This window comes from Exiguobacterium sp. s63, assembly GCF_018617335.1.
GTDB lineage: Bacteria > Bacillota > Bacilli > Exiguobacteriales > Exiguobacteriaceae > Exiguobacterium.
Genome location: NZ_JACSKB010000003.1, coordinates 231,668 through 258,658 on the forward strand (window position 1 = coordinate 231,668; position 26,991 = coordinate 258,658).

Below are 26,991 nucleotides of genomic sequence, written 5' to 3' on the forward strand. Positions count from 1 at the left end.
GAATCCCTTCGCTTTTTACATATAACGTGAAGCGTCAAATTCAATATCGGTCTGATAGCGGACGGCCTGGATGGCACTTTCGATTCGAAGAGCCCGTTTTTTTATGTCACGTGCTTTTAAGCGATATAGTTCTGGGTCATATAAGGCGTGTTTGATCACGGCGACCCCGTGCACGTATTCTTTCTTCGGACGAAGCGATAATTTTTCATAAAGTCGTGCTTGGACACGTAACTGAATGGCGAGTTCGATCGCTTCGACGAGCGGGAGCGGACCGTCGTGTGTTTCAACAACGGCTCGGACATTCGCCTCTTGAATCAGACGGTCGAGTTGACGCAAGTCTAAACGGATGTGCTCGAGTTCCATCTCGATGTCTTGAAGGGAGCGGGACTGAATGGTCGGAATAGATTCATTCGCTTGAAGCGAGATGAATGCCACATGCTCAATCTCTTCGGTCAATGTATCGATTTGCTCATGGAGCAACTGTTTCAATGTTAGGGCATCTGCAAGGTTCATATCGATTTCCTCCTTCTGCTTTCTCTAACCGTACCACATCGGGAATAACGAAAAAAGATGGGTGACATCTCATATTGCGGGAATAAAATAAATTAGAAAGGAGGAAGGACGATGAAGAAATGGAAAGCGCAGTGGGTGATTGCACTCGTCCTACTCCTGTTCGGGACGGCGACATTTCTCTATCAGTGGCTTGATGTAAGTCCGGGCGATATTCGCGACTATATCATTCAATTCGGTTGGCTGGCACCTTTGATTTATATCCTCTTATTTACCGTTCGTCCGCTCATCCTGTTTCCGACGTCCGTCTTATCGGTCGCTGGTGGGTTGGCGTTTGGGATCTTACCGGGGGTCATCTATACCGTGATCGGAGCGACATTGAGTGCCCTCGTCGCATATTACGTAGCCATCTATTTCGGTGACCGTTTCTTGCATCACTTCGAATCAACGAATTATGAAACCATCCAGCACAAAATCGAAGAGGACGGGTTTTTCTATGTTCTCATTTTACGTTTGATTCCGCTCGTCAACTTCGATTTGGTCAGTTATGCTTCCGGGTTGGCCAAAGTAAACGTACTCGCGTATCTGTTGGCAACCGTCGTCGGTATGATTCCCGGGGCGTTTGCGAATAATTTTCTCGGGAGCAGTATTGCGAGCGGGGATTGGACCCTGATTGCCTTGGCATTCGGAATCATGCTCGTGTTGACGCTCATTGCGACCGTGTTCCGTGAACCGATCAAACGACAGATTCATCGCTATCAAAAAAAGTAGGCGACTCCTGATGGAGCGCCTACTTTTTGATTAACGGTTGTCGACCGTCTCTGGATAGAGGTCGTGGTTGAACAGACGATGTTCTGCCATTTTTTCATATTTCGTGCCCGGCTTTCCGTAGTTGTAATACGGATCGATTGAGATGCCGCCACGTGGTGTGAATTTGCCCCACACTTCGAGATAGCGTGGCTCCATCAATTTGACAAGGTCCTTCCCGATGACGTTGATGCAATTCTCATGGAAGTCACCGTGGTTACGGAAACTGAACAAGTACAACTTCAACGATTTCGACTCGACGAGTTTCTCATCCGGGATATATGAGATGTAAATCGTCGCGAAGTCAGGTTGGTTCGTGATTGGGCACAACGATGTAAATTCGGGTGCGTTGAATTTGACGAAGTAGTCGTTCTCCGGATGACGGTTCGGGAACGCCTCGAGTACATCAGGTGTGTATTCAAAAATATAAGGGACGCTCTTCTGTCCGAGGAGCGAGAGGTCTTGTAAGTCTTCTGGTCTCATGTTCATTCTCCTTACACGCCACGTTCGTTGGCGTACAGTAATGTGTGTAGTTGCGGTAGGACGCGAACGCTTTGCCATGACGGGTCGCGTGCGACGTCCTCCCATAGTTGTTTCAAGCGACGGAGCTGGGCATCGGTGATGTCTCCGTCAGCACCTGGCTCGGGGTTACCGGCCGACAAATACATGACGTCCGGTGAGTAGCGTTGTTGTACTTCTTTTGCGTAAGCGAGGTCCACTTCATCAAAGACAGCGACCTTGAATGTCGTCTGCTCCGGGCGTAAGCGTTCGACGATGTCGTCAAGTTGCTGCCAGTTTGTCTTCATACCAGACGACGGGGGCTTCGGACTGAGGGTCACGTCATCGATTTGTGTGAGCCAGTCTTGATAGCGGCTACCTTGCGTCTCGACGGCGAGAGTGACGCCGCGTTCTTTCAACTTCACGACAAGTTCTTCCATGGCCGCGATGAGGAGCGGGTTGCCACCCGAGATGGTGACGTAATCGTACATACCGAGTGCGTCAAGGCGAGCGATGATCTCGTCGGCTGTCAGCATATCCGGCTTTTCTGAACCGTCCCATGTGAAGGCAGAATCGCACCACGAACAGCGATAATCGCAACCGGCGGTCCGGACGAACATCGTCTTCTGTCCAATGGCACGTCCTTCTCCTTGGAAGGTCGGTCCGAACACTTCAAGAACAGGGATTTTCACGATTCCACCAACCATTCACGGCGGAACTCAGCATACGACGTCGGCGTTTCATACAAACGGACGAATTCGACGCGCACGTCGCGTTCATTTGGCAGGTGTGTCGCCAACTGTTCAAAAATCCAATAACACATGTTTTCTGCAGTTGTATTCATATAAGGGAGTGACTCGTTCAAATAGCGATGGTCGAGATACGGTTCAAGCTCTTCTTTGAAGATTTTTTTCAAGTCACCAAAGTCGAGCGTCATTCCACGATTGTCGAGAAAGCCGCTGACACCCATCTGGAGCTTATACGTATGACCATGAAGGGCACGACATTTGCCGTCATAATCAAAGAGATGGTGCGCTGCGTCGAACGTCACTTCTTTGACGATTTGAACGCGATGCGGACAGTAGATGAGCGACCCTTCTTGTTTCGATTCGACACTGGTCGGGGCGAGGAACGGAGCATGTTTCATACGCGCACCTCCTCATAGGCTATGAGTCCGTTTTGGCGAAGCTTACACGCCGGACATTCGCCACAACCTGAACCGATGACACCGTTGTAGCAAGTGAGCGTGCGTTCTTTGACATAGTCAAAGGCACCGAGCTCGTCGGCGAGTGCCCACGTCTCTTTTTTATCGAGCCACATGAGCGGTGTGTCGATGACGAATGGATAATCCATCGCTAAATTGAGTGTCACGTTGAGTGATTTGATGAATTGGTCTCGGCAATCCGGGTAACCTGAAAAGTCCGTTTCACACACACCGGTCACGATGTGATGCATACCGAGTTGTTTGGCCATGACGGCCGCAAATGATAAGAATAGATGGTTGCGCCCATCGACGAACGTGTTTGGAACATCCGCATTGTCAATGTCGAGATCGTGTCTCGTGAGCGCGTTTGATGTGAGTTGTCCAAGTAAAGACAAGTCGAGGATGTGGTGTGGGACATCGAGTTCTGCCGCAATTTCTTTTGCGACCTCGATTTCCGCATCATGGCGTTGACCATACGCGAATGTCACCGCCTCCACATGAGAGAATTGTTGTTTTGCCCAAAACAGGCAAGTGGTTGAATCTTGGCCACCACTAAAGACGACCAAAGCTTTTTCGTGTTGCATGAAGCACACTTCCTTTTCGCTAGTTTTGATGTCGGAGGAGGTTACGAACTCCGGAGGTCACCCTCAAGCATATAATTTATCATAAAAAGACGTTTGACAGGGAGAAAGGAAGCGAGTATAGTAAAAAACATCACTGACACGCTTTTGTGCATAAAAGCGTTTAAGCGGTTAGGCGAAATAATAAATAATCATGATATAACGAAAGGAGGGGACGTCGATGCAGATGAAAGGAAAAGAAGCTGTATTCGTCGTGTTGATGAGCGGGATCACCTTGCTCGCACTGATGTTTTTGGCCAAAGCGACGCCACATATGGCGATTTTTGGCACAATGGTAATGGTAGGTGGATACGCGTATTATCGTTCACGCGACTTCAAACAGATTGAAACGGCGATGATCAACGGGATTCGTGAAGCAATCATGCCGGTATTGATTTTGATGTTGATCGGGATGCTCATCGGAGTATGGCAAATGTCCGGGACGGTCGCGACGATCCTCTCCATCGGTCTAAATACAATCTCTGCGGAATGGTTCTTACCGAGTGTCTTATTAATCACGATGATCGTCTCGACCTTCACAGGAAGTGCGTTTACAACCGTCGGAACGGTCGGTGTCGCCTTATTTGGAATCGGGACGGCACTAGGCATCTCGCCGGCGCTCGCCGCAGGTGCGATCGTATCGGGTGCCCTCTTCGGAGACAAGATGAGCCCGTTGTCGGATACGACGAACTTTGCGCCGGCAGTGGCGGGTGTCAAACTGTTCGACCACATTCGCTTCATGATGGGGACGACGATTCCGGCGTTCATCATCACGTTGATTTTATTCATGTTCCTCGGACGTAGCGGTCAAACTGCCGACACGACTCAAATCGCAGAGGCGCAAGCCGCGCTCAGCGGACGGTTCGACCTCTCATGGCTCACGTTGATTGCCCCTGTGCTCGTCGCAGTGCTTGCGTTCCGTCGGATGCCGGTCTTACCGACGATGCTCGTTGGGATGTTCGCGGGTGTATTGACGGCTGGATTCGTTCAAGGCAACTGGAGCATCTCGAACTGGCTCGGTGTCATGCAGTCGGGCTTCAAGTCAGGTGTCGAGAATGAGACGATTGCGACGGTACTCGATCGTGGTGGTCTTGAATCGATGCTTTGGTCGGTCAGTCTCGTCTTGATCGCCCTCGCGTTCGGTGGCTTGTTACGTGAACTCGGTGTCTTCCAAGCCATCGTTGAATCGTTGCTCGAGCGTTTGAAGTCACCAGGAAGCTCGGTTCTCTCGGTCGTCCTCAGCTCGATCGGTGTCAACTTGCTCGCAGGAGAACAGTACTTGTCGATTCTCTTGCCAGGTCAGGCGTTCAAACAAGGCTTTATCGATCGTGGGATTGACCCACGCTACTTGTCACGTGCGCTTGAGGATGGCGGGACTGTGATCAACCCGCTCATTCCATGGGGTGTCTCCGGTGCATTCTTCGCAGCGACACTCGGTGTACCTGTATTGGAGTACGCACCATTTGCCTTCTTCCTTTGGCTCAGTCCAGTCTTCTCGGTCATCTTGGGATACGTCCGATTGGGGAAGCAACGTGAGTCACTTAAAATCGCATCATAATATCGAGGTGTCCTGCTATGCAGGGCATCTTTTTTGTATGCACCATATGACTTTTGAGAAAATAGGAGAAACGGAGGTGGAACGATGAAGCGACTCGATCTGGCATTTTATGAACAACCGACACTTGATTTGGCGCGTGCCTTACTCGGTCAATATTTAGTAAGGCGACATCCAGAAGGTGACATCATCGCAAAGATTGTCGAGACAGAAGCTTACCTCGGTGCCATCGACCGAGCAGCGCATAGCTTCGGAGGGCGTCGAACGAAGCGGACGGAAGTCATGTTCGGACAACCCGGGCATGTGTACACATACCAAATGCATACGCATACGCTTCTGAACGTGGTCAGCGGTCCGGTCGGTACTCCGGAAGCCGTGTTGATTCGAGCCGTCGAACCGATTCAAGGACATGAATGGATTGCAACGAACCGTCCCGGGGTGATGCGATATGACCAAACGAATGGACCAGGAAAGTTGACGAAAGCACTCGGTATCACCATGGATCTATATGGTCATTCCTTTCAACAAGACCCACTCTACATCGTGGAGGGTGAGACAGAAGTAGTGATCGAGGCGGGGCCGCGCATCGGGATCCCGAACACGGGAGAGGCGCGTGACTACCCGTATCGCTTCTTTGAACGCGACAATCCATACGTCTCGAAGTTCCGTTGAACGCCACTTGAGATGTTTAACGGATTCATGCCAGTGGAACAGTCCCTATGTGCATAAAACAAACAGAGGGAGTGTTTAGAACATGGCAAAAGTAGCAACGCTCATTACAGATATGTTTGAAGATGTAGAATTCACGGGTCCCCGTGACGCATTGGTGGATGCGGGACATGACGTCGTGACAATCGAGAAGAAAGCGGGCAACACGGTAGAAGGGAAGCAAGGAGAGGCGAAAGTGAACATCGATCAATCGATTGACGATGTATCGCCGGAAGATTTTGATGCCCTTCTCTTACCGGGCGGATTCTCTCCTGACTTATTGCGTGAAGACGAGCGCTTCGTCTCGTTCGCCAAATCCTTTATGGACGCAAAAAAACCTGTCTTTGCGATTTGTCACGGACCTCAGCTGTTAATTACGGCGAAGACGTTAGAAGGTCGTGACGCGACCGGCTACAAATCGATTAAAGTCGACATGGAGTATGCCGGTGCGAAATATGCGGACAAAGAAGTCGTCGTCTGTCAAAACCAGCTCGTGACGAGCCGTCAGCCGGATGATATCCCGGCATTCAATCGAGAGATGCTCAACTTATTAAAATAACACGTCGACCACGAGATTCGTCTCGTGGTTTTTTTTGTGTATTCGGGAATAGACAAGTAAGGAGGAGATTCAAATGAGAAAACGAGTACGTTCACCGAGTTAAGTTCGTCGAAACATCATTTGGTTAGGGTGGATTCGTTGGTTTGAAGGGTTAATTCCCGCATACGTGATTGAACGATTGTTTTGGGAGTCAAGAGGCATCACCATTCAAGAAGTCGTCTATTTGGAGATGATCTATGCGCTCATCATCGTCCTGTTCGAAGTGCCGACCGGCGTGTGGGCGGACCGGACGACACGGCGTCGGCTGATCCAGGTAGGTGTAGCCTTGGAGTGGTTATCGTTTTGGATCTTGTTATACTCGTTCACCTTCAGCGGATTTTTTGTCGCCATCAGCTGTTCGGCCATTGGGTCGGTCATTCGAAGTGGAGCAGAGAATGCGCTGCTATACGAGTCCTTACAAGAAAGTCATGAAGCGTCGTCGTTCGAACGGGTTCTTGGTAAACTGAACGCGATTGGAATTGTTGCCGCTGTGACGGCGGCATTGAGCGGCAGTATGTTGGCTCAGTACCTTCCCTTGGAGTGGAACTACAGACTTTCCATTTTCAGTTTATTGATGGCGACCGTGTGTAGTGTATTTCTCGTTGAACCCGTTCACAGTGAAGCAGAAGAGCGCTTGACGTGGCGGCACTTATTGAAAGGTTTTGAATTTGTATGGTCGCACACAACCCTTCGTAACGTCACCATCGGATTTTTGGCCGCTGTGTCCGCATTCAATTTCATCGATGAATTCTGGCAATTGTACGCACGTGATGTATCCATCCCGATCTACTGGTTTGGTGCCATTTCAAGCGTCCTGCTTTTGATTCAGTTACCTGGTCAACTTTTTGCGGGGACGCTTATACGATTTGCGTCATCCGAGCGTTGGTTAAACGGGTTCGGTTGGTTAATGGGCGGTGGATTTCTCCTCGTCGGGTTGTTCCCGAGTCCGATTGGAATCGGTGTGATGGGACTCCTAGCTCTATTGTATGGGGCGATGGAGCCGCTCTATTATGGACTTTTGCACCACCAAGTTCCTTCATCCATTCGAGCGACGACCGAATCATCTGTCTCGATGCTGTGGCATCTCGGTATCCTTGTGTTGGGGATAGTCTTTATTGTAGGGACGACAGCGTCGCTATTTTGGGCGTTCATACTCATTGGGCTTGTCGTTTGGTTCGTTCATGCGATTATCCGCTAACCTTTACAGACATGGGGCATAAGCCATGTCTGTTTTTACGTCTTAAGACGGACGAAAGATTGTGTCGAGAAGTGTATGATGAGAATAATCTTGATGAATCAATAGGAGAAACAATGTGGAATGGTATGAATTATTTGTAGGCTTTTTGTTAGGTGTCGTCGAGGGATTGACGGAATTTGCACCGGTCTCGTCGACCGGTCATATGATTCTCGTGGACGGTCTCTGGTTGAATTCGAGTCAGTTTTTAGGGCAGGAAGTAGCGAACACGTTTAAAATCGTCATTCAATTAGGATCGATTTTAGCGGTCGTTGTCGTCTTTCGAGACCGGTTCAAAGCGTTGTTGAATCCGAAGTCGCTGCTCACCTTAAGGCAAAGCGGGACCGCACGCCAATTCAATCTCGTACATATTTTGATCGGATTGTTGCCTGCCGGCGTCCTCGGTATACTGTTTGAGGACTACATCGATACACATCTCTTCTCGGTCAAGACGGTGTTGATTGGGTTAGTCATTGGGGCATTCTTTATGATTGCCGCAGATTTATCAGGCGTGAAGCGTCAGACGACCTCCACGCTAGATGACATCACGTACAAGCAAGCACTTGGGGTCGGGTTGATTCAATGTTTCTCGCTATGGCCAGGGTTCTCAAGGTCCGGTTCAACGATTTCTGGAGGGGTTCTCCTCGGGATGAGTCACCGTGCAGCGGCAGATTTTACGTTCATCATGGCGGTACCGATCATGTTTGGAGCGAGTGCGTTGTCACTCTATAGCAAGTGGACGTACTTCACGCTCGATACGTTACCCGTGTTTATCGTCGGTTTCATCAGCGCATTTTTGTTCGCACTTCTTTCGATTAAATTCTTTTTGAAACTGATCAACAAAGTGAAATTGATGCCATTTGCGGTCTATCGAATCGTATTGGCTGTTGTGATTTACGTTCTTTACTTCTAAAAAAACACGTGCGAAGAGCACGTGTTTGAAACCAATGAATAGAATTGTTCGTAAAGTATAGAAGAGGTGAAAACATGGGACAAATCGTTGTAGTACTTGGAACGTTAATCGGTCTTGGGACCGTTGGGGCATTGCTTTATATGACCCGTCTAGCCTATGAATCATGAGAACGGATAATGATAGAAGCGCTCACGTTGGAGTAACTCCATGACGTGGGCGTTTTCTGCGTTATCAATCGCACGAAGTAGACCTTCCGTCTGAGACCGATGAGCAAACAGGGCGTCTTTCTTCTGTTCACTCTCATCCGTTACATCGACGATGACGTGTGGTTGTCCGAGTTCGTCTTCTGTGCGGCGATCAAAGGCAACACCTAAGAACTCAGGACGTGCCTCTCCCATCTCTTGAAGTGCTCGTACAACGGCGCGAGCTGTCGCTTCATGGTCCGGGTGGACGGCATATCCCGGATAGAACGAGATGACGGTTTCCGGCTTCACTTCGTCAATCAATGCGCGGAAACGGTCGGCGAGCTCTGCCTCGTCCTCAAACTCGACGGTCTTGTCACGAAGTCCCCACATGCGCAGATCTTCGATGCCCATCATACGACACGCGTCCTCTAATTCGCGTTTTCGAATCTTTGGTAACTCTTCGCGCGTTGTAAAAATGGGAGAACCCATATTACGTCCCATCTCACCGAGTGTCAGGCAGACGTATGTGACCGGAAGTCCCTGTTGACGATGTTGGATGATCGTTCCGGCTGAGCTGAACGCTTCATCGTCCGGATGTGGGAAAATGACGAGTAATGGACCATTCATTGTTTCTCCACCTCCGATGCGCCTTGTGGGAGCGGTTTGATATCGATATGCAGTGCACAGGCCAGTCGACCGAGTCGATCGTGACCAGCGAGTAACAATTGTTCACCGTGCAACTCGTAGTCGGTCAACCCTTCAACATAGAGCCAGCCATGATCGAGTTTTAAACCGACACGGTAAGGTCCGTTTCCTTTGATTTGACCGATGCTATATTTGATGTTGGCGTTACGGATAAACATCCCGGCGTTATGGAAGTCGGGGTCATTATGTGTCGCGTAGGCACCGTTCGTCGTTTCGACATGAACGAAAAGTGGTGTCGCGACGTGATTGTCTAAATAGTGCTGAATGTGATCAGGTTGAATCGCTTTCACGTCAGTCCCTCCAATGGAAAGGATGACCCGAAACGCGTGGTTCCGGGTCATCTGTTTACGATTGTGTTGCTACTTTTTTGCGGTATCCTGTGTGGTTCGTCGGTCCTACATACTGGTTTAGACGGAATGAGTGACGAACGGCTTCAGTGATGAACTCTTTTCCGATTTCAATCGCTTCATCAACCGTATGGCCATTTGCAAGAGAGGCCGCGATGGCAGACGAGAACGTGCATCCGCCACCGTGTGTGAATGCAGGCTCGATTTTTTCGCTTTCGAGCAGACGGAATTCATTTCCGTCGTACAAGACGTCGAACGCTGTATCAAATCCGAGCTTGCCACCGACTTTGACGATGACGATCTCTGCGCCGAGGTCGTGAATTAAACGAGCGGCTTCTTTGATTTCGTCCATCGTTGACGGTGTTTTGTCGAGGCCAGCGAGCATGCGCGCCTCGAATAAGTTTGGTGTGATGATTTTTGCGACCGGTACGAGGTGTTGACGCATTGCCACCGCGACGTTCGGATCGAGAATTTCATCGGCACCTTTACACGCCATGACCGGGTCGACGACCGCGTTCTCGATGCCATACTCTTTGATTTTACGAGCGGCAAGTTCGATAATTTCTGGTGTCGGGAGCATACCCGTCTTCACTGCGTCCACTCCGATTCCAGCGAGGACCGTATCGATTTGTTTTTCAATCAGTGTCGTTTCGATTGGAAAGACTTCATGGTTCCATGCGTTGTGTGGGTCTTGTGCCACGATCACTGTCAAGGCTGTCATGCCATACACACCGAGTTCTTCCATCGTTTTGAGGTCGGCTTGGATTCCCGCGCCACCACTTGTGTCAGAACCGGCAATCGTCAATGCTTTTTTCATCGTCATAATCGTCCATCCCCTTTGTCTGTTTGGATAGTTTCACTATAACGACTTTTTTGAATTCCGACAAATGCAAGGATTATAAGAAGTGTTCATAACTTTTCAGAAAAAACATGCAGGATATTCATCATATTTGGGGAATAATAATGAATAGGGTGTAGACCACTTTATTATTGGCTGGGAGGAAATCGCATGTTAGTGCATAGCTTATGTATCCCGAAGAAGGATGTTGTCACCATCAGTGAAAAGGCAACATTGCGGGAAGCGCTTCATACGCTTGAAGAGACAGGTTATCGCTGTGTACCTGTTTTAGATGAGACGGGAACATTTTTCCGCGGTAACATTTATAAAATGCATATTTATCGTCATGGAATGAACGGGGAAAACATGGACGATAATGTGATGACGCTTATTAAGAATACACAAAAGTACGTACATGAATCAGATGGCTTTTTTGAAGTATTCTTCTCAATTAAAGAGTTACCGTACATTGCCGTATTAAAAGACGAAAGCAACGAATTCTATGGAATTCTTCCACACGGGAAGATGTTAGGAATGCTTGAAGAGGCGTGGAGTCGCGATACGGGTAGCTACGTCTTGACGATTGCTTTGAGTGAACAAGCCGGGGCACTCGAAAAAATTACGAAAGTGATCAACAAGTATACATCCATTGCGAGTCTTATGACCCTCGATGCGAAGAGTAAAGTGTTGCGTCGAGTATTGGTGACCTTACCACCAGATTGTGATGAGGATAAGAAAAACAAAGTGGTTGCCAAGCTTGAGCAAAAAGGTTTCCGCATCGTTGAAGTCGAGAATTTGAATAATTAAATAAAAAATCCTTCCACACGGCGTGGAAGGATTTTTTAGTCGAGTCGTTTTTCCATTCGGATATCAGACCAAAATTGTCCGTCCCAATAGGTGAACTGTTCAATACGTCCGATTTCCTGGTAACCACATTTCGTATACAGGCGATGTGCTGCATGGTTAAAGGCGAATACGCCGAGTTCCATACGAGGGGTGTGTTGTTCTTTTAGTCGTTCTTCTAAGAGGCGGAGCGCTTCCGTGCCGACACCTTTCCCACGACCAACGGCTTCGCCGATGACGAAACCGAGCCATGCTGTACCGGGTTCTTGGTGATACAGATGGGGCGGATCGTACATGACATTCATTTCGCCGACGAGATGATCGTCTGCGTAAATGAGAAAAATATCATGTGTCAGAAGTCGTTCTTCTAAATCGTCAACTGTCATTTCATAAGAGGCCGTCAATTCTTCTTCAGAGCGACTCGGACGAATGAGGTGTACGATTTCAGGATCGTTATTCCATCGATTGAATGTATGGACGAGTTCGTCGGATGCGGTTGTTAGTGGAACAAGCGAGATATTCATAAGTCATTCTCCTTTCTCGCTTGAACACATTCGATTGATTCGTCAAAAAATCCTGCTCTTAGAGTGGTTTCAACACGTTTAAGTGACTTGGTAAAATTTCGAAGGTGAGCGGTAATGTGCCGCCCGTGTCACCATCTGCGTTGACTGGAAGGGATTCGGATGAAGTAACTTTCACGTGTGTCGTGCAAAACGAAGTGACGCTGTCCGTTTCCTTCAATTTTCCTGTGAACAGGGCAGGTGTTAATTGAAGCGCGTCTTTCAATCCAAGTTCTTCAAAGATATAGACGTGAAGAAGACCATCATTAAGACGTGCATCGGGTTCAAAGTTCTCAAATCCTCCGACCGAATTCGTCAGCGCGATGACAACGAGGTACGCCTCATCATCAAATTGACCATCCTCGCTCTCGATTTTCAGATCATAGGGACTATGTTCACGGAAGGCTTTCACGCCCTCGATTAAATAGGCGAACGGACCCCACTTCGTCTTATCTTCCACGCTTACTTCGTCGACAGCTTCGGCAATCAGTCCAATCGCGATCACATTCATAAAATAGCCGTTCTCATATTTACCGATATCCATTGGTGTGGGTTCAGCATCACGGAGCGCCTCGATTGCTTTTTTTGGATCGTTGGGGACACCGAGTGCACGGGCGAGGTCGTTTACTGTACCGAGTGGAATGATGCCAAAATCGGGACGATGTTCCGCTTCGGCAAGTCCGGTTACGGCTTCGTTCAAGGTTCCGTCTCCCCCCATCGCAATGACCGCACGATAGTTTTTTTCCGATGCCTCTCGTGCGAATCGGGTTGCATCTGCTTCTTTTTCGGTGAAGCGGACATCCACCTGTCCATATCTTTCACGTAATACTTCCTCCGCATGTGTCGCGTGTTTTTCCCCTAACTCTTTTCCTGAGGATGGATTAACGATCAACATGACTTTGTCCATTCCGGCATATCTCCTTTTCAGTTCGAATACTGTCCTTTATTCCCGTACGAGAAATCAATTACTCCTAAAAATCCCCCATGACCGTCAACACTTGTGGGCTGACCTTCATGGGGGATTAGAACAGATAGAGAGTTTAATAATGGCGAAATGCGGACATATCTAAATGACTCGCTTCTGACTCGTCGACCGCGAGCTCGATGCGTAAATGTTCGTTAAATGGTGAGACTAAGGCACCCATACACGCAACCGGTTCATGGTCGGGGACCGGTGATTTACGTTTCGTTTTGACGAACAAATAATCCGATCGTTTCAACGTCAACAAGAAACGTTCCACAGCATGCGGTTCACGGGTCACGTTTGGCCAAGGTAAATGATTGAATAATAAAAAGACTGCGCCTTCTTTTTCAAGCGCATAGTCCGGTGCGATGCCTTCTCGATTCAACAAATCGATGACAGCGTGCAAAAACTCCCGTTTGATCGTCAATGAAATTTCGTAATACTCACGCATACGGTCCACCCTTTCTGAAAATCACAATACTACCATTCTAAACGTTTCCGACATAAGCGACAATGAAGAAGTTCCTTGACGAAGTATTTTTCCCGGCTTATACTTCATAAGTCCTGCTATACTAGTGATATAAGATGAACGAATTGAGGTGAAACCGACATGATTGAATCCCTTGAATTGAAGGCATGGGTCGTTCTTGCGCGTGCGATGGATGCCATCAGTGATCGTGTAAAAGAAGATTTACGACGCCACCAGCTAAATTCAACAGAGTTCGGTGTTTTATCCGTTCTGTATAAACGAGGCGATACCCCGTTACAACAGATTGGAGACCAGATTTTGATTACAAGCGGTAGCGTGACTTACGTGATTGATAAGTTAGAGAAGCGAGGATTGATTGAACGAATCGCCTGCCCATCTGACCGTCGCGTCACATACGCTTCGTTGACAGACGATGGAAAGGCGCTCATGGACGTCGTCTATCCACAACACATCGAAATCTTCAAAGATATATATGGACCGTTAAGTGAAGATGAGACGGAACAATTAATTTCATTATTGAAACGAGTCGGTTACAACGCAGCGGGCAAATAAAGCCCGTTGCTTTTTGTTTAATATCTTGAAGTTAAACTAATTGACGATGAGATATACAGATGATATAGTTCTAACTGTTATTGAAAATTAGAGATTACACAAATGGAGGATTTTACGATGACTAAAGTATTATATGTATCGGCTAACCCGAAACCAACTGAACTTTCATACAGCAAACAAGTGGCAGAAACATTCGTTTCGACACTCCAAGCAGAAAACGCATCAATCGAAGTAGAAGCAATCGAACTCTACGATGTCGATGTTCAAGAAATCGATGGGGACGTACTCAGTGCATGGGGCAAATTCGCTTCAGGCGAAGCACTCACTGACGTAGAAGCGAAGAAAGTAGGAACAATGAGCGGCATGCTCGAGAAGTTCATGGAAGCGGACCTTTACGTATTCGCGACACCAATGTGGAACTTCTTCTTCCCAGCACGCATGAAGATGTTCCTCGACAGTGTTCTCATGGCGGGTAAAACGTTCCGTTACACAGAGCAAGGTCCAGTCGGCTTACTTGAAAACAAACAAGCGATCCACATCCAAGGAACAGGTGGAATCTATACAGGAACAGACCTTAACTTTGCAGATGCATACCTTCGCCAAGCGCTTGCGTTTGTCGGTGTATCTGAAGTGACGACGTTAGCGGTTGAAGGGATGAACCAATACCCAGACAAAATCGAAGAAATCGTTGCGGATGCAAAAGCGAAAGCAGAAGCACTTGCGAAAGAAGTTGCAGGCGCTGTAACGGTATAACCTGGAGAGACGAGTCGACCGACTCGTCTTTTTGTATGCAATCATTTTGGGTATGATACAAAGGGAAAGGGGAGTATGCAATGGCAGATCAGTTATCGAGTCGACTACTTGGAGACTGGACGGATATCATCCAAGAGGAGATGAAACAGCCTTACTTTCAACAGTTGAAGCAATTCGTCGACCAAGCGTATGAAGAGACGATCGTTTACCCGACCCGAGAAGATATTTGGAACGCATTTATTTACACGAAATTTAGTGAGGTGAAATGCGTCATTTTAGGGCAAGATCCGTACCACGGACCGAATCAAGCGCATGGACTCAGTTTTTCGGTGCAGGACGGGGTGCGTTTCCCACCGTCTCTCCGAAACATCTTTCAAGAATTAAAAGATGACGTTGGGTGTGATTTACCGAAGAGTGGGAATCTCGAAAAATGGGCGAAACAAGGGGTCCTTCTCTTAAACACAGCATTGACGGTCGAAGCGGGGAAGGCGGGCTCTCACCGCGGAAAAGGGTGGGAGCAGTTCACGGATTCCATCATTGAGCGGCTAGGGAGTCGTGAGGAACCGATTGTATTCATTTTGTGGGGAAATGATGCGAAGAAGAAAATGAAATGGATCGGAGATCAACATAAAGTGCTCACTTCCGTTCATCCGAGTCCGTTATCATCCCATCGAGGCTTCTTCGGCTCAAAGCCATTCTCCCAAGTAAACGATGCATTGAAGGAGTGGGGACAATCTCCGATTGAGTGGTGTCTCTGACAGTCTACGGAAATTCGTAGGCTGTTTTTTGTTGACGCGTCGAAAAACGTTTGGTAAAGTAACTAACAAGACGTCACTTTAGTGCTTAAAAGCATATATGCATAACAGCATAACTGTATAAAAGATAAATAATTAAAGCGAAGAAAGAACCGAAGTAGAGACATCTTCCCTGGCCCAGAGAGCGTGTGGTGCTGCGAACACGCCCAAAAGATGAATCGAATTACAGTTCCCGAGCTCTCATCATTGAGCGGTCCCCCGTTATCGGATTCAAGCGGCTAGAATTTCTCTAGCAACCAGGGTGGTACCGCGGCTTTGTCGTCCCTATCGATTCAATCGATAGGGATTTTTTTGATTTTAAAGGAGGACTTCACATGTTGACACAATCGATTCCAAAACACCTAGCCCCACATATCTCACCGCAGTTCTACAATGAATACACACCAACGGATCACGCCGTCTGGCGCTTCGTGTTGCGGTTGAACTTGCACACGTTAGAAGGGAAGGCGCATCCGTTTTACATCGAAGGATTGAAACGGACGGGAATGGGACCGGACCGATTGCCGAACGTCGAACAGATGACGGACGAGATGCGGGCGGCCGGATGGTCGACGGTCGCAGTGGATGGACTCATCCCCGGCGTTGCCTTTTTTGACTTCCAAGGAAACGGGATGCTGCCGGTCGCGACAGATATTCGGAAAGTCGAGAATATTTTATACAGTCCAGCCCCTGACATCATTCACGAGGCGGCGGGACATGCGCCAATGTTGATGGACCCAACGTTTTCGGCAATCGTCAAACGCTTCGGTCAATTAGGGGCAAAGGCGTTCATGAACCGAGAAGAACATGCCTCGTTCGCCGCATTGAAACGCTTGACGATTGTGAAGGAGAACGCCAACTCAACGGAGCAAGACATCGAGGCGGCGGAGAAAGCCGTACATGAGGCGAAAGCACAAGTGACTGGCTTTTCTGAGGCACAACAGGTCGCGCGTATCTTTTGGTGGACCGTTGAATTCGGATTGATTGGCGACCTAGACAACCCGATGATTTACGGGGCGGGTCTCTTATCATCGGTAGGGGAGAGCCGTCACTGTCTGACGGATGCGGTCATCAAACATCCATTCGACTTAGAACATGCGTTACAGACGAAGCAGGACGTGACGAACATGCAAAAAGAGCTGTTTGTCATTCCTGACTTTGATACACTCTCTTCTGTCTTAGATGAATTAGAAGGAAGAATGGCGATTCGAAAAGGCGGGATTGAATCTGTGGCGAAAGCGTTGGCGTCGGGAAGTCAATCGACGATTCGACTCGAGGATGGATCAGAACGTGTCGGCATCGTTCGCCACATGACGGAGTCGAACGAACATACGCTCATTCAATGGGATGAATGTACCATTGTAAAAAGTGGTCAGTTAACGAAACGAGAGCGTCATGGACTCCTCGTTGTCCATGACACGGAATCTGCGCTAGACCGGGATGACCTCTTTGAGGACGGGCTGACCGTTCGTCAAGCATGTGCATCTGATGCGCTCGAAGACGTGATCGTTCAATTAGAAGGACGGACGATCACACTCGACTCGCTCGAAGTACGGGTCGATTCGCTTCCATCCGTTTTCCCGGGAACCACGGTAGACGAATTAATGATCATTGAAAAACCTGTGATTATCGAACGGGATGAACGTGTATGGACTAACGATGATCCGATGTTCAATCGCATCCATCTCATGCGTGAGCGGGGAGAATCAATCGACGGTCTCATCCCAGAGATCTTAACGAACCACCCTGACGCCTGGTTATTACACATCGAGTGTCTGGAGTTGGTGAAGGATGAAGGACTGAAACAGACATTGATTGAACGTCTTGAAGCGTTGCGTCAGACTTCCCCATCTCGAAATGAACTGATTGGTCGCGCGTTCGACCTATTGCGCTAACAAAAAGAGGCGACGTTTTCCATAGTAGGAGAACGTCGCCTCTTGTGCATCATACAGATTGATTTGTCGTTTCACGTAAGAACGTAATCAAACGACGATACGTGGAATTGGCCGCTGGGCGGTCCATTTCGAAGTAATAGTTATGGCCGAGTTCGTGCTCGTTTCGATCATAAAACACAGTCGTCACATCCGTGCGACCAGAGAGTACTGTCGCAAATTCTTTCGCCTGTTCCTCAAAGGAATGGTCATTTCCGTCCGCGATAAACGTTGGGACGAATGTGGCCGGCACATTGACGAGTGGCGATGCTTCTGCAACGACCGGGAGTGTTTCCCAAGTGTATGTGCCGAAGTAAGCCCATCCGATGCGTTTGAACAAGAAGCGGTTCACTGATTTCGATGATTCGAGCCACGATCGTTTCAAGTCGAGTGGAGCGGATAGAAGAATCGCTCCGAGAATAGAGGACTTCGGTACGACTTGTCCCACTTCGGCAGAAGGCGAATAGTCGTCATTCAACTGGATGCCGACAAATTGTGCGGTGAGCTGTCCACCATTCGAATCACCCGCGAAGAAGACGCGGTCCAAATCAAGACGGAAGCGATCGTTGTTCTCCGCGATGAACGAGTACGCTTCTTCGATTTGTTTGAGCGGGGTCGGATACGTCACGTCAGGTGCGAGCGCATAATTGATACTGACGACGTTGTAGCCGTTACTCGCAATCGAAGTGGCGTATTTTAACACATCCGATTTATCCCCACCGACGAATGATCCGCCATGTACCCAAAAGATTGTTGGGACAGGTTTTCGGTCGCCTTCATAGCGAATCAAATCAAACGTTCCGTTATCATAAGAAGACAAGTAGTCGATGTCTTTTCGGACAGACGTCTTTTGAACGACTTCCTCGAATCCCTTCATCTCTACTTCGTTTCCCCCCGCAAACGAAGTTTTGATTAAACGTGTGGCCGGTTTCGGTGAGAGGAATACATAAGCCGCTCCTGCGACCGCTGTTCCAATCAATCCGACTCCAGCTCGTTTCAACCCTTTATTCATCTTCCTTCCTCCCTTTCTACAATCAGAAGCTTATTGCGTGACGAGTACGTCCGTCATGTACGTTTCGATGACATGAGCGATTCCGTCTTCGTTGTTTGATTTTGTGATGAAGTCCGCTTTCCCTTTGACCGTCGTGTTGGCATTTCCCATCGCGACGCCGAGGCCGGCCCATTCAATCATCGTCAAATCGTTGTTTCCATCGCCACAAGCGATGACTTCTTTTTGCGCGATGCCGAGTTGGTCTGCTAGGAAGGCGAGACTCGTTCCTTTTGTGACGCCGGCTTCCGTAAACTCAAGGAAGAACGGTTTTGAGCGGGCGACGGCCAATTTACCAGCCAACTCTTCTTGTAGCTTCGTCTCAATTGGAGCGAGTGTGTCGCCATCGGCAAGCATCAAACATTTAACGACCGGAGCCGTCACGGCATCTTTAAAATTGTCGACATGAATGACCGGCATGCCTGTCAACTCACCTTCAATATCGGTATATGGGTTCGGGCGATCGGTTACGATTTCGTTACCAACGTACGTATGAATCGCGATTCCTTCCCGTTCACTGATATCATGGAGATGGGCGACTGTATCCGGCTGGAGCGTGCTCGAGAAAATCTCCTCGTTTGTCGCGCAATCGATGACCGAGGCGCCGTTGAACGATAAAATGTAGCTTCCGTATTTCGCAAGTTCTAATTCACGGGCTGCATCCCACATCGCAAACGTTGGTCGTCCGCTCGCGAGAACGACTTTATAGCCGCGCGCCTGTGCATCGAGAAGTGCTTCTTTTGTCTTAGGGGAAATCGTATGGTCGCTCGTGAGGAGCGTATCATCCATATCCAATACAATCATCTTGTAACTCATAGTAGTAGGGGGTCCTCCTTCAGAATCTAATGACTCCATCCTAAACCTTTTTAAGGTCAATTGACAACCTTGTCGCAAAAACGTAACTATAATGTAGAGAAGTGAACTCTAGAAGAGGTGGAAATCGATATGAATCGAATTTTAGTAGCTGAGGATGAACATGCAATTCGCAGCTTTATTATTGTTAATCTAAAACGAGCTGGATTCGACGTGTTTGAGGCGACGAACGGTCGAGAAGCGGTCACCGCATTTGACCGTGAACCGTTCGATGTCGTCTTGTTGGATGTCATGATGCCGGAGATGGACGGATTTGAGGCGTGTGCTGCCATTCGAGATCTTGACGAAAACGTAGGGATCATCATGTTGACGGCACGGACGCTCGAAGAAGATAAAATTGAAGGGCTCGGTAAAGGGGCAGATGACTACATCGCCAAACCGTTCAGCCCAGGTGAATTAGTGGCGCGCATCCAAGCGTTGTTGCGCCGTGTTGAGAAAGTAAAACGAAAAGACTCAAAACGGTTGAAGTCAGGACCGTTCGCCATCGACCTCGCCGCAAAACAAGTGACAAAGTACGGTCAATCAATCGATTTGACACCGACTGAGTACGACTTGATTTGTCATCTCGTTCAAAACGAAGAAATCGTCTTATCACGCGATGCGTTACTCGATGCTGTATGGGGCATCAACTATTTCGGGGACCGAAAAACAGTCGATGTCAACATTCGTCGCTTGCGTCAAAAAATCGAAGATGATCCGAGTCATCCAATCTATATTGAGACGTTGTGGGGTCATGGTTATAAATGGCGGAGACATGAGGCATGAAACAACAGTTAGTCATTCGCATGATGATTGTCGTAACGATCGTCTTGCTCTTGCTCGTCGGAGTCTTGTCTTATGGGACTTACCGATATTATTACGAGTACGAGTCGGAAGCGTTACTAAGTCATGCGACCACGAGTGCATATCTATACCCTCAAGCTCAAGTTGGATTTGAAACGCCGAGTGCCTTTTCCGTCCTCGTTCGGACATTCGGGTATCCCGGGACTGATTTGACGATTGTCGACCGAAGCGGTTCAATTGTTAAAACGACAGGACAGCGAACGAAGCAGTCCTCTTTTTCACAGGAGCAGCTACAGCAGCTTTCACAAGGCGAGTCGGTCGTACAGGATTATGACATCGAGAGTGAGCATTACTTGTCGGTCACGAGTCCCATCATGACGAACGATACGTCCGAGTTTGCCATCAGTTTCACGCGTCCGCTTGAAGACTTAGACACGCTCATTCGCGAAATTTGGATGACGGTCGTCATGATTGGTGTCTTGGTTTGGTTACTCGCCCTGTACACGGTCATCCGAATTGCCGATCGTTTCGTTAGACCGATTCGCAAAATCATTGAGACCGCCGATGAAATGGCTCAGGGTGACTTCGACGTATCCGTTGAGTCGAACGAGAAACATGAGCTCGGGGCATTGGCTCGAACGCTCACGTATTTAGGTGCGAAAGTACAGCAACACCAATCGACGCGGAACGAATTTCTTTCGAGCGTCTCCCATGAACTAAGGACTCCTCTTACATCGATTAAAGGGTGGACGGAGACAATTCGGGGTGGTGACGAAAAACTGTCGGAAGAGACGGAGCTCGGTCTGAGCATCATCCATTCGGAAACAGAGCGCATGATTGGTCTTGTCGAACAACTTCTCGATTACACGAAGATTGAAGAGAGTCGATTGGTTTTGTATCGTCAGGAGCTGGATTTAGTCTCTTTGTTGCGAAAAGTGACACTGCAATTAAAGCAATCGCTTGAAGACAAAGATATTACACTCATCGAGCGCTATCCTCAAAAATCGGTCGGCTTGTTCGATGAGAATCGATTGAAGCAAGTATTTTTAAATATTTTAGAAAACGCGATTCGTTTCTCACCAGAAGGGGGCACACTGACGATTCGCTTCGTGCAATCGGAACGGGTCGCTTTCATCTCGATCATTGATGAGGGTCCCGGCATCTCTCGAGAGCATTTGCAGCGGATTACCGAGATGTTCTATCAAGCTCATGTGACAGAGGGGAGCAGTGGACTCGGACTCGCCATCTCCAAAGAATTGATTGAAGCGCACGAAGGAAAGCTTGTCATCGAAAGTGAGGTTGGACACGGGACGACCGTGACCGTTTTACTGCCACTCGACCCGAGCGAACTACATTAATAGGATTAGACCTCCCGAATTCAGGCTACATATAGATGTATGTAGAATGAGGGAGGTTTTTATTATGGCGAATCAATCTTTGAAGCCGTTGAAAGGTAGTCCGAACGCTGTCTCGACGCAAACCTCGATTGATGAATTGAGAATGTCTCCGTTACCGTATGCGGGTGGTCGAGGCCAATCGATTGAAGCGATTAAAATGGCGATGAATCAGCTCCCGCGGGCTGAACTCGTGAAGGAAACAGACGATGGACTTCATTATGTGGTGACGTCGAAAGTGATGCGATTTAAAGACGACGTCGATTTTCTATTTGATGATACGACGCAACAGATTGAATTTCGTTCTGCGTCACGTGTTGGGTATTCCGACTTTGGCGTGAATCGAAAACGGATGGAAGATGTAAGTGAACGATATCGGAGGTTGATTCGATGAAGGATTATCAGTTGGTTGTCATCGGTGGCGGTGCCGCCGGGATGACAGTAGCCGCGGGAGCAGCAAATTTAGGGGCGAAAGTCGCGCTTGTTGAAAAGAACAAACATTTAGGTGGGGACTGTCTACACGTTGGATGTGTTCCGTCAAAAGCATTGATTGCGGCTTCAAAGGAAGCGAATGCGATGATGCGAGCAGCACGTGTCCTCGGAACGGAATTTAACGGTGCCGAACATTATCAAATGTCAAAAGCCCGTGTCGACAAAGCCCGTGCCATCATACAAGACCACGACGGAACAGAACGTTTTGAAAAGATTGGGGTCGACGTCTATATCGGAGAAGCCTCGTTCCAAAGCCCGACTGAATTGAAGGTAGGGAACGATTTATTAATCGGGAAAAAATTCGTCATCTCGACGGGGTCGAAGCCGACCGTACCTCCGATTGATGGACTCGATCAAGTCCCTTACTTAACGAATGAAACCGTATTTGAAGAAGAGACACTTCCGGAAAGCCTGATTGTCATCGGAGCCGGAGCGGTCGGTCTAGAATTGGCTCAGTCCTTTGTTCGACTCGGTTCACAGGTCACCGTACTCGAGGCGCAGGATGACTTCCTACCGAAAGAAGATCGAGATGTCGCAACGTACTTAAAATCTCAACTTGAGATGGCCATGCGGTTGAAAGTCGGCGTCAAGGTTAAACGAGTCGATGAAATCGATGGGCGCATTCGTGTCACGACAGAGGTGAACGGCGAAACGGTCGAATATGAAGCGGACAAGCTGCTCATGGCGACAGGTCGTGTTCCTCGGATTGATGCACTTCGTCTTGACCGGGCGAATGTTCAGGTGACGAAAGGATATATCGATGTTTCGTCGTCATATCGGACGTCCCAATCCCATATCTTTGCGATTGGAGACACGATTAAGACACTCCCGTTCACGCATGCAGCCGGCGAAGAAGGCAAGGCGGTTGTGGCGAACGCGCTCTTTGGATTGTGGAACAAGGTCGACTACAGTAAACTCCCATGGATTACGTTCACGGACCCGGAAGTGTTTCATGTCGGCATGACGGAGGAAGAGGCTCGTGAACAACATGGAGATGAGATTGAGACGTATAAAGCGAACCTATCCGAAGTGGATCGTTTTATTGCGGAGCGACAAGAGGCTGGATTTGTCAAAGTCATTACAAAGAAAAACGGAAAAATCATCGGAGCGCATGCGGTCGGTGAATCGGCAGGCGATTGGATGCAAATCGTCGTCTATGCGATGCAACGTGGTGATAAAATCGGAAAGCTGTCCCGCATGATTTACCCATATCCTTCACGAAGTGAGGCTGTGAAGAAAGTGACAGACCTTTACTGGCGGAAACGGTTGTTCGAAAGTCCACTGACAGAACTTGCGAGACGCTACTTTAAATTGATGCAATAACACAAATCACCCACTCGTTTGAGTGGGTGATTGTTAGTTTGGTAACGTGATGGTTTCAATCATCTTCGGTTCGCCTTCTGATAGGTCGACGAGCGGTTTGATCAACACTTCAACACGTCGGTTCTTTGAACGACCTTCTTCTGTATCATTTGTTGCGATTGGTTTGAACTCACCATAACTTGCGAGTGTGAACTGAGCAGGGTTCAAGGCGTCATTGGCCAATAGGCCGCGCATGAACGCAGTCGCACGTGCCGAACTGAGTTCCCAGTTTGAAGGGAAACGAGCTGTATTGATTGGAATATTATCCGTATGACCCGAGACGACAATTTCTCGCTTACCGGCCTTCTCTAAAATTTTACTGATATTTTGAGCGACGTTTCGAGCATCCGCATCGAGTGTCGCTTCTCCTAAGTTGAAGAGGGCACGGTCTTGTATCGTTAAGACGAGACCACTAGAATTGATGGTCGCTTTAATTTGGCTTTCTAGACCGTTCTTTTTAATGTATTTGTTTACATCTTCTTTTAATTCGTCGAGCTGAGCCAATTCATACGTCCGCGGGTTAGCCGTCGTATTAGTTTTATCCGTTCGACTAATATCACTGTTTGAAGCAGTCGAAGCTTGGAAGACACTGACGCCTCCGGAGAATACTTGGTTGAACGAACGCGACATTTTCTCAAGTTTCGTCTGATCGATATTACTCGATGCAAATAATACGATGAACAATGCGAGGAGGAGCGTCAATAAATCGGCGTATGGAATCAGCCATCCTTCTGGAATGTGTTCTTCATGATCATGCTTCTTTTTGCGCTTCATAGTCAGCTCGCTCCTTTGGAGACAAATACACAGACAGTTTATCTTCTAATGTTTTTGGAGATTCACCACTTTGAATCGATAAAATCCCTTCAATCATCATTTCTTTGATGATGACTTCACTCTTCGAATACTGCTTCAATTTATTCGCGAACGGGAACCAAAGGACGTATCCCGTGAAAATCCCGAATAGTGTCGCGACGAATGCGGCAGAAATCGCGTGTCCAAGCTTTTCAATATCCGATAAATCTTTCAAAGCGGCAATCAATCCGATAACCGCTCCGAGTACCCCAAGTGTCGGGGCGTATGTCCCGGCCTGGGTAAAAATATCGGCGTTCGATTTGTGACGCTGTTCCATGTTTTCGATATCACGGGACATGACTTCAGCAATATATTCGGAAGGTTGGCCGTCGATGACCATCATCATGCCTTGGCGTAGAAACGGCTCTTCGACTTGCTCGAGTGCCGTCTCAAGGGATAATAGACCTTCTTTCCGAGCTTGTGTCGACAAGTCGACGAATTGTGTGAGTAACCCAGACTTACTTGGGAGTTCTTGTTTTTTAAACAAGATTTTAAATAGTTTCGGTACGTTCTGTAGCTGTTCTTTCGAGACCGCAATACTGACCGCTGCGGCTGTCCCGACAAAAATGATAACCATTGCGGCAGGGTTGATCAGCGGTGCAACACCCGCTCCTTTTAATAACATTCCACCGACAAGGGTGAGGAACCCGAGTATGAGTCCGACTAACGTAACGACATCCATGTCTTTGTTTTCCACCTTTCCGAAATAAATCAGGACAAAAAAGCGAGAGACGCTACTCGTCTCCCGCAACATGCGTTCCCGATGATTAAGCGCCATTTTCATCAATCAGCATTTGGATGCTGATATTTCGTTCTTCACGCTCTATATCGGTTAATACGTCGTATTTTTTTAACAATGCGTACAATTGATTCACGACTTCTTGCTCGAGTGACCAATTGAGTAACTCTTCTAGCTGAAAATAAAGGTGAGCGGGCATACATTGTGATTGGCGCTCCAACCTTCGTGAGACATCCTCTATCGAATGATCTACCGTACTAGGGTCCACGGTTTCATTCAACCTCCTCAACATTCTTAAAGTCTATCTCCCATAATACCAAAAAATCGGGGAAAACGTTAGAGATACATTTTCTTGTTGGCATTTATAAAAGCGAGGAGTAACATGAGGCTTAGAATAATAGAAGTGAAGGAGATGTCGTGATGCGGCATAGATTGTCAGCGCGTGAGTTGCGCTTGAAACGAATCGAGGCATTCTATCGAATCATTTTTGAAAAACCCGCCCGTTTCATCGCAGGAGGGTTCTTACTCGCGATTTTCGTAGGAGCTACTCTTTTATATATGCCGTTTGCTCAAGAAGAAGCGGTTTCCTGGATTGATTGTTTGTTTATCGCAACCTCCGCAGGAACGGTCACCGGATTGTCTACGGTCGATATCGGGTCATCTTTTAATTTGTTTGGAGAATTGGTCATCGTCGCCCTCATCCAAATCGGGGGTCTCGGTTTTATGACCATTGCCTTGATGCTTCTCAGCGTATTAGGGAAGAAAATCGGATTGAAACAACGAATTCTCTTGCAGGAATCATTGAATTTATCGGGACCCGGCGGAACGGTTCGCCTCGTTCGAAATATTGTATTCACAACAGTCATCGTACAATTTATCGGGATGCTGTTCTTAACATTCGAGTTGTATAGTTCAGAAAACTATTCGTTCGGAACGTCACTTTATTACGGCTTTTTCCATGCGGTTTCGGCCTTCAACAATGCTGGATTCGCTTTGTTCCCGGACAGTCTCATGTCATTTGAACAAAATACAGGGATCGTGGTGACGATTGCAATCATGATCATGATTGGGGGTCTCGGCTTTACGACCATCGCCGATGCCACGGAAGTGAGAGGATGGAAACGTTTGGCTCTCCATTCGAAAATTATGATTTTATCTCTAATGGTCATCAATGGAATCGCCTGGTTCGCGCTTATGATGTTTGAGTGGGTATCGAATGAAGGTGTCCTGTATGGACGATCGCTCGGTGAGGCGCTTCACGTCACATTCTTCCAGGCTGTGACAACACGGACGGCGGGTTTCAATACCATTGATATTTCAATGATGGCTCCGGCCTCGATCGGCTTGATTTTAATTTTGATGTATATCGGGGCAGGTGCGGCCTCAACCGGTTCGGGGATTAAAGTGACGACACTTGCGGTGATTTTCGCAGATATGTGGGCATTCATCGCCGGGAAGAAGGAAACGGTCATCATGGAACGGACGATTGGTCCATTTCAAGTGAAAAAGGCATACGTCGTCGCGATTTCGAGTTTTCTATTTATCCTCACTATTACGACGCTTGTCATTTTGACGAACGGCGATATTCCGGCGACCGCCATTTTGTTTGAAACGGTCTCGGCATTCGGAACGGTTGGGTTATCTTTAGGGATAACGTCTGAACTGAACGATGCGGGGAAAGGGTTGATCATGTTCATGATGTTACTCGGTCGTGTCGGGTCTTTGACGATTCTCTTTACGGTCGCACGACAAGCTGACCGGAAGATTCGTTATCCGAAAGAGAAGATTTTGATTGGATAAAAGTATGTGGTAGGCTGCACTCCTGATCAAAGGAGTGCA

General features: G+C 48.0%; 32 protein-coding genes and 1 other annotated feature. Of the genes, 16 read left to right on the plus strand and 16 right to left on the minus strand.

The genetic code is table 11. The features are described 5' to 3' along the window. Positions 1 to 15: 15 nt before the first annotated feature. On the minus strand, positions 16 to 513 hold the full coding sequence (locus KNO90_RS11600; RefSeq protein ID WP_214742619.1) for a hypothetical protein: 498 nt from the start codon (positions 511 to 513) through the stop codon (positions 16 to 18). Between the two features lie 111 nt (positions 514 to 624). Between KNO90_RS11600 and KNO90_RS11605 the strand changes: the two genes are divergently transcribed. Continuing rightward, a complete protein-coding gene (locus KNO90_RS11605) occupies positions 625 to 1,281 on the plus strand; it encodes a TVP38/TMEM64 family protein (protein ID WP_214742620.1) in 657 nt (218 codons plus the stop codon). Positions 1,282 to 1,311: 30 nt separating this feature from the next. On the opposite strand, the gene queF is transcribed toward KNO90_RS11605, so the two are convergent. The 4 genes from queF to queC are packed head-to-tail and all read right to left on the minus strand — an operon-like array spanning position 1,312 to position 3,603. Continuing rightward, positions 1,312 to 1,800, minus strand: a complete 489-nt coding sequence (gene queF, locus KNO90_RS11610; protein ID WP_015880473.1) for a preQ(1) synthase — start codon at positions 1,798 to 1,800, stop codon at positions 1,312 to 1,314. A gap of 11 nt (positions 1,801 to 1,811) precedes the next feature. Then, complete coding sequence (gene queE, locus KNO90_RS11615; RefSeq protein ID WP_215113650.1) at positions 1,812 to 2,522, minus strand: 7-carboxy-7-deazaguanine synthase QueE; 711 nt, start codon at positions 2,520 to 2,522, stop codon at positions 1,812 to 1,814. Beyond that, the gene (gene queD / locus KNO90_RS11620; protein ID WP_015880475.1) at positions 2,504 to 2,962 is read right to left on the minus strand and encodes a 6-carboxytetrahydropterin synthase QueD; all 459 of its coding nucleotides are present in this window, start codon (positions 2,960 to 2,962) and stop codon (positions 2,504 to 2,506) included. Before queD ends, queE begins: the two co-directional genes overlap by 19 nt. Beyond that, a complete protein-coding gene (gene queC / locus KNO90_RS11625) occupies positions 2,959 to 3,603 on the minus strand; it encodes a 7-cyano-7-deazaguanine synthase QueC (protein ID WP_215113651.1) in 645 nt (214 codons plus the stop codon). Before queC ends, queD begins: the two co-directional genes overlap by 4 nt. 217 nt (positions 3,604 to 3,820) lie before the next feature. On the opposite strand from queC, the gene nhaC reads away from it, so the two are divergent. The 5 genes from nhaC (at position 3,821) to KNO90_RS11650 (ending at position 8,647) form a co-directional block, all read left to right on the plus strand. After that, positions 3,821 to 5,197 (plus strand): Na+/H+ antiporter NhaC, encoded by a 1,377-nt coding sequence (gene nhaC / locus KNO90_RS11630; RefSeq protein WP_215113652.1) that lies wholly within the window; start codon positions 3,821 to 3,823, stop codon positions 5,195 to 5,197. 84 nt (positions 5,198 to 5,281) lie between these two features. Further along, complete coding sequence (locus KNO90_RS11635; protein WP_215113653.1) at positions 5,282 to 5,866, plus strand: DNA-3-methyladenine glycosylase; 585 nt, start codon at positions 5,282 to 5,284, stop codon at positions 5,864 to 5,866. Between the two features lie 82 nt (positions 5,867 to 5,948). After that, complete coding sequence (locus KNO90_RS11640; RefSeq protein ID WP_214742624.1) at positions 5,949 to 6,461, plus strand: type 1 glutamine amidotransferase domain-containing protein; 513 nt, start codon at positions 5,949 to 5,951, stop codon at positions 6,459 to 6,461. Positions 6,462 to 6,627: 166 nt separating this feature from the next. Beyond that, positions 6,628 to 7,698, plus strand: coding sequence for an MFS transporter (locus tag KNO90_RS11645; RefSeq protein WP_215113654.1), 1,071 nt, complete (start codon positions 6,628 to 6,630; stop codon positions 7,696 to 7,698). A 115-nt stretch (positions 7,699 to 7,813) separates the two neighbouring features. Beyond that, complete coding sequence (locus tag KNO90_RS11650) at positions 7,814 to 8,647, plus strand: undecaprenyl-diphosphate phosphatase (RefSeq protein WP_214742626.1); 834 nt, start codon at positions 7,814 to 7,816, stop codon at positions 8,645 to 8,647. A 161-nt stretch (positions 8,648 to 8,808) separates the two neighbouring features. Here the strand turns inward: KNO90_RS11650 and bshB2 are convergent, their stop codons facing one another. From bshB2 to pdxK, 3 genes are read right to left on the minus strand one after another with little or no spacing between them, the layout of a single operon-like run. Next, positions 8,809 to 9,459, minus strand: a complete 651-nt coding sequence (bshB2, locus tag KNO90_RS11655; protein ID WP_214742627.1) for a bacillithiol biosynthesis deacetylase BshB2 — start codon at positions 9,457 to 9,459, stop codon at positions 8,809 to 8,811. Beyond that, entirely contained in the window at positions 9,456 to 9,827 is a 372-nt protein-coding gene (locus KNO90_RS11660) for a YojF family protein (RefSeq protein WP_214742703.1), read from the minus strand. The genes bshB2 and KNO90_RS11660 overlap by 4 nt, the downstream gene beginning before the upstream one ends. A 55-nt stretch (positions 9,828 to 9,882) precedes the next feature. After that, positions 9,883 to 10,707: a pyridoxine/pyridoxal/pyridoxamine kinase gene (gene pdxK / locus KNO90_RS11665; RefSeq protein ID WP_214778394.1), complete on the minus strand. Its 825-nt coding sequence runs from the start codon at positions 10,705 to 10,707 to the stop codon at positions 9,883 to 9,885. Positions 10,708 to 10,893: 186 nt separating this feature from the next. Between pdxK and cbpA the strand changes: the two genes are divergently transcribed. Further along, positions 10,894 to 11,529: a cyclic di-AMP binding protein CbpA gene (gene cbpA, locus KNO90_RS11670; protein ID WP_214742629.1), complete on the plus strand. Its 636-nt coding sequence runs from the start codon at positions 10,894 to 10,896 to the stop codon at positions 11,527 to 11,529. A 35-nt stretch (positions 11,530 to 11,564) separates the two neighbouring features. On the opposite strand, the gene KNO90_RS11675 is transcribed toward cbpA, so the two are convergent. The 3 genes from KNO90_RS11675 to KNO90_RS11685 form a co-directional block, all read right to left on the minus strand. Continuing rightward, positions 11,565 to 12,089 (minus strand): GNAT family N-acetyltransferase, encoded by a 525-nt coding sequence (locus tag KNO90_RS11675; protein WP_215113655.1) that lies wholly within the window; start codon positions 12,087 to 12,089, stop codon positions 11,565 to 11,567. Between the two features lie 58 nt (positions 12,090 to 12,147). After that, positions 12,148 to 13,032 carry a diacylglycerol/lipid kinase family protein gene (locus KNO90_RS11680; RefSeq protein ID WP_214742631.1) on the minus strand — a complete coding sequence of 295 codons (885 nt, stop codon included), beginning with the start codon at positions 13,030 to 13,032 and terminating at the stop codon, positions 12,148 to 12,150. A 133-nt stretch (positions 13,033 to 13,165) separates the two neighbouring features. After that, complete coding sequence (locus tag KNO90_RS11685; RefSeq protein WP_015880488.1) at positions 13,166 to 13,540, minus strand: hypothetical protein; 375 nt, start codon at positions 13,538 to 13,540, stop codon at positions 13,166 to 13,168. A gap of 159 nt (positions 13,541 to 13,699) precedes the next feature. Between KNO90_RS11685 and KNO90_RS11690 the strand changes: the two genes are divergently transcribed. The 4 genes from KNO90_RS11690 to KNO90_RS11705 all read left to right on the plus strand — a co-directional run bounded on the left by KNO90_RS11690 (position 13,700) and on the right by KNO90_RS11705 (position 17,573). After that, entirely contained in the window at positions 13,700 to 14,131 is a 432-nt protein-coding gene (locus KNO90_RS11690) for a MarR family winged helix-turn-helix transcriptional regulator (protein WP_031424396.1), read from the plus strand. 117 nt (positions 14,132 to 14,248) lie between these two features. Beyond that, positions 14,249 to 14,884, plus strand: coding sequence for an FMN-dependent NADH-azoreductase (locus tag KNO90_RS11695; RefSeq protein WP_214742632.1), 636 nt, complete (start codon positions 14,249 to 14,251; stop codon positions 14,882 to 14,884). 80 nt (positions 14,885 to 14,964) lie between these two features. Further along, positions 14,965 to 15,642 carry a uracil-DNA glycosylase gene (locus KNO90_RS11700; RefSeq protein WP_214742633.1) on the plus strand — a complete coding sequence of 226 codons (678 nt, stop codon included), beginning with the start codon at positions 14,965 to 14,967 and terminating at the stop codon, positions 15,640 to 15,642. A gap of 131 nt (positions 15,643 to 15,773) precedes the next feature. Continuing rightward, positions 15,774 to 15,968 (plus strand) — a binding site (T-box leader). A 45-nt stretch (positions 15,969 to 16,013) separates the two neighbouring features. Continuing rightward, on the plus strand, positions 16,014 to 17,573 hold the full coding sequence (locus KNO90_RS11705) for an aromatic amino acid hydroxylase (protein ID WP_215113656.1): 1,560 nt from the start codon (positions 16,014 to 16,016) through the stop codon (positions 17,571 to 17,573). A gap of 49 nt (positions 17,574 to 17,622) precedes the next feature. On the opposite strand, the gene KNO90_RS11710 is transcribed toward KNO90_RS11705, so the two are convergent. Both KNO90_RS11710 and KNO90_RS11715 read right to left on the minus strand, forming a co-directional pair. Further along, positions 17,623 to 18,621: an alpha/beta hydrolase gene (locus KNO90_RS11710; protein WP_214742635.1), complete on the minus strand. Its 999-nt coding sequence runs from the start codon at positions 18,619 to 18,621 to the stop codon at positions 17,623 to 17,625. A gap of 30 nt (positions 18,622 to 18,651) precedes the next feature. Further along, the gene (locus KNO90_RS11715; protein ID WP_214742636.1) at positions 18,652 to 19,473 is read right to left on the minus strand and encodes a Cof-type HAD-IIB family hydrolase; all 822 of its coding nucleotides are present in this window, start codon (positions 19,471 to 19,473) and stop codon (positions 18,652 to 18,654) included. Between the two features lie 129 nt (positions 19,474 to 19,602). Between KNO90_RS11715 and KNO90_RS11720 the strand changes: the two genes are divergently transcribed. The 4 genes from KNO90_RS11720 to KNO90_RS11735 all read left to right on the plus strand — a co-directional run bounded on the left by KNO90_RS11720 (position 19,603) and on the right by KNO90_RS11735 (position 23,522). Beyond that, positions 19,603 to 20,295 (plus strand): response regulator transcription factor, encoded by a 693-nt coding sequence (locus KNO90_RS11720; protein ID WP_214742637.1) that lies wholly within the window; start codon positions 19,603 to 19,605, stop codon positions 20,293 to 20,295. Then, a complete protein-coding gene (locus KNO90_RS11725) occupies positions 20,292 to 21,671 on the plus strand; it encodes a sensor histidine kinase (RefSeq protein ID WP_215113657.1) in 1,380 nt (459 codons plus the stop codon). The genes KNO90_RS11720 and KNO90_RS11725 overlap by 4 nt, the downstream gene beginning before the upstream one ends. A 64-nt stretch (positions 21,672 to 21,735) precedes the next feature. Then, entirely contained in the window at positions 21,736 to 22,101 is a 366-nt protein-coding gene (locus KNO90_RS11730; protein ID WP_214778378.1) for a DUF1499 domain-containing protein, read from the plus strand. After that, a complete protein-coding gene (locus tag KNO90_RS11735) occupies positions 22,098 to 23,522 on the plus strand; it encodes a dihydrolipoyl dehydrogenase family protein (RefSeq protein WP_215113658.1) in 1,425 nt (474 codons plus the stop codon). Before KNO90_RS11730 ends, KNO90_RS11735 begins: the two co-directional genes overlap by 4 nt. Before the next feature lie 33 nt (positions 23,523 to 23,555). On the opposite strand, the gene KNO90_RS11740 is transcribed toward KNO90_RS11735, so the two are convergent. The 3 genes from KNO90_RS11740 to KNO90_RS11750 all read right to left on the minus strand — a co-directional run bounded on the left by KNO90_RS11740 (position 23,556) and on the right by KNO90_RS11750 (position 25,372). After that, on the minus strand, positions 23,556 to 24,335 hold the full coding sequence (locus KNO90_RS11740; RefSeq protein WP_214742641.1) for a flagellar motor protein MotB: 780 nt from the start codon (positions 24,333 to 24,335) through the stop codon (positions 23,556 to 23,558). Further along, positions 24,313 to 25,095 carry a flagellar motor stator protein MotA gene (motA, locus tag KNO90_RS11745; RefSeq protein WP_214742704.1) on the minus strand — a complete coding sequence of 261 codons (783 nt, stop codon included), beginning with the start codon at positions 25,093 to 25,095 and terminating at the stop codon, positions 24,313 to 24,315. The genes KNO90_RS11740 and motA overlap by 23 nt, the downstream gene beginning before the upstream one ends. A gap of 85 nt (positions 25,096 to 25,180) precedes the next feature. Further along, the gene (locus tag KNO90_RS11750; RefSeq protein WP_224862903.1) at positions 25,181 to 25,372 is read right to left on the minus strand and encodes a hypothetical protein; all 192 of its coding nucleotides are present in this window, start codon (positions 25,370 to 25,372) and stop codon (positions 25,181 to 25,183) included. Positions 25,373 to 25,572: 200 nt separating this feature from the next. Between KNO90_RS11750 and KNO90_RS11755 the strand changes: the two genes are divergently transcribed. After that, complete coding sequence (locus tag KNO90_RS11755; protein ID WP_214742642.1) at positions 25,573 to 26,952, plus strand: TrkH family potassium uptake protein; 1,380 nt, start codon at positions 25,573 to 25,575, stop codon at positions 26,950 to 26,952. Positions 26,953 to 26,991: the final 39 nt, after the last annotated feature.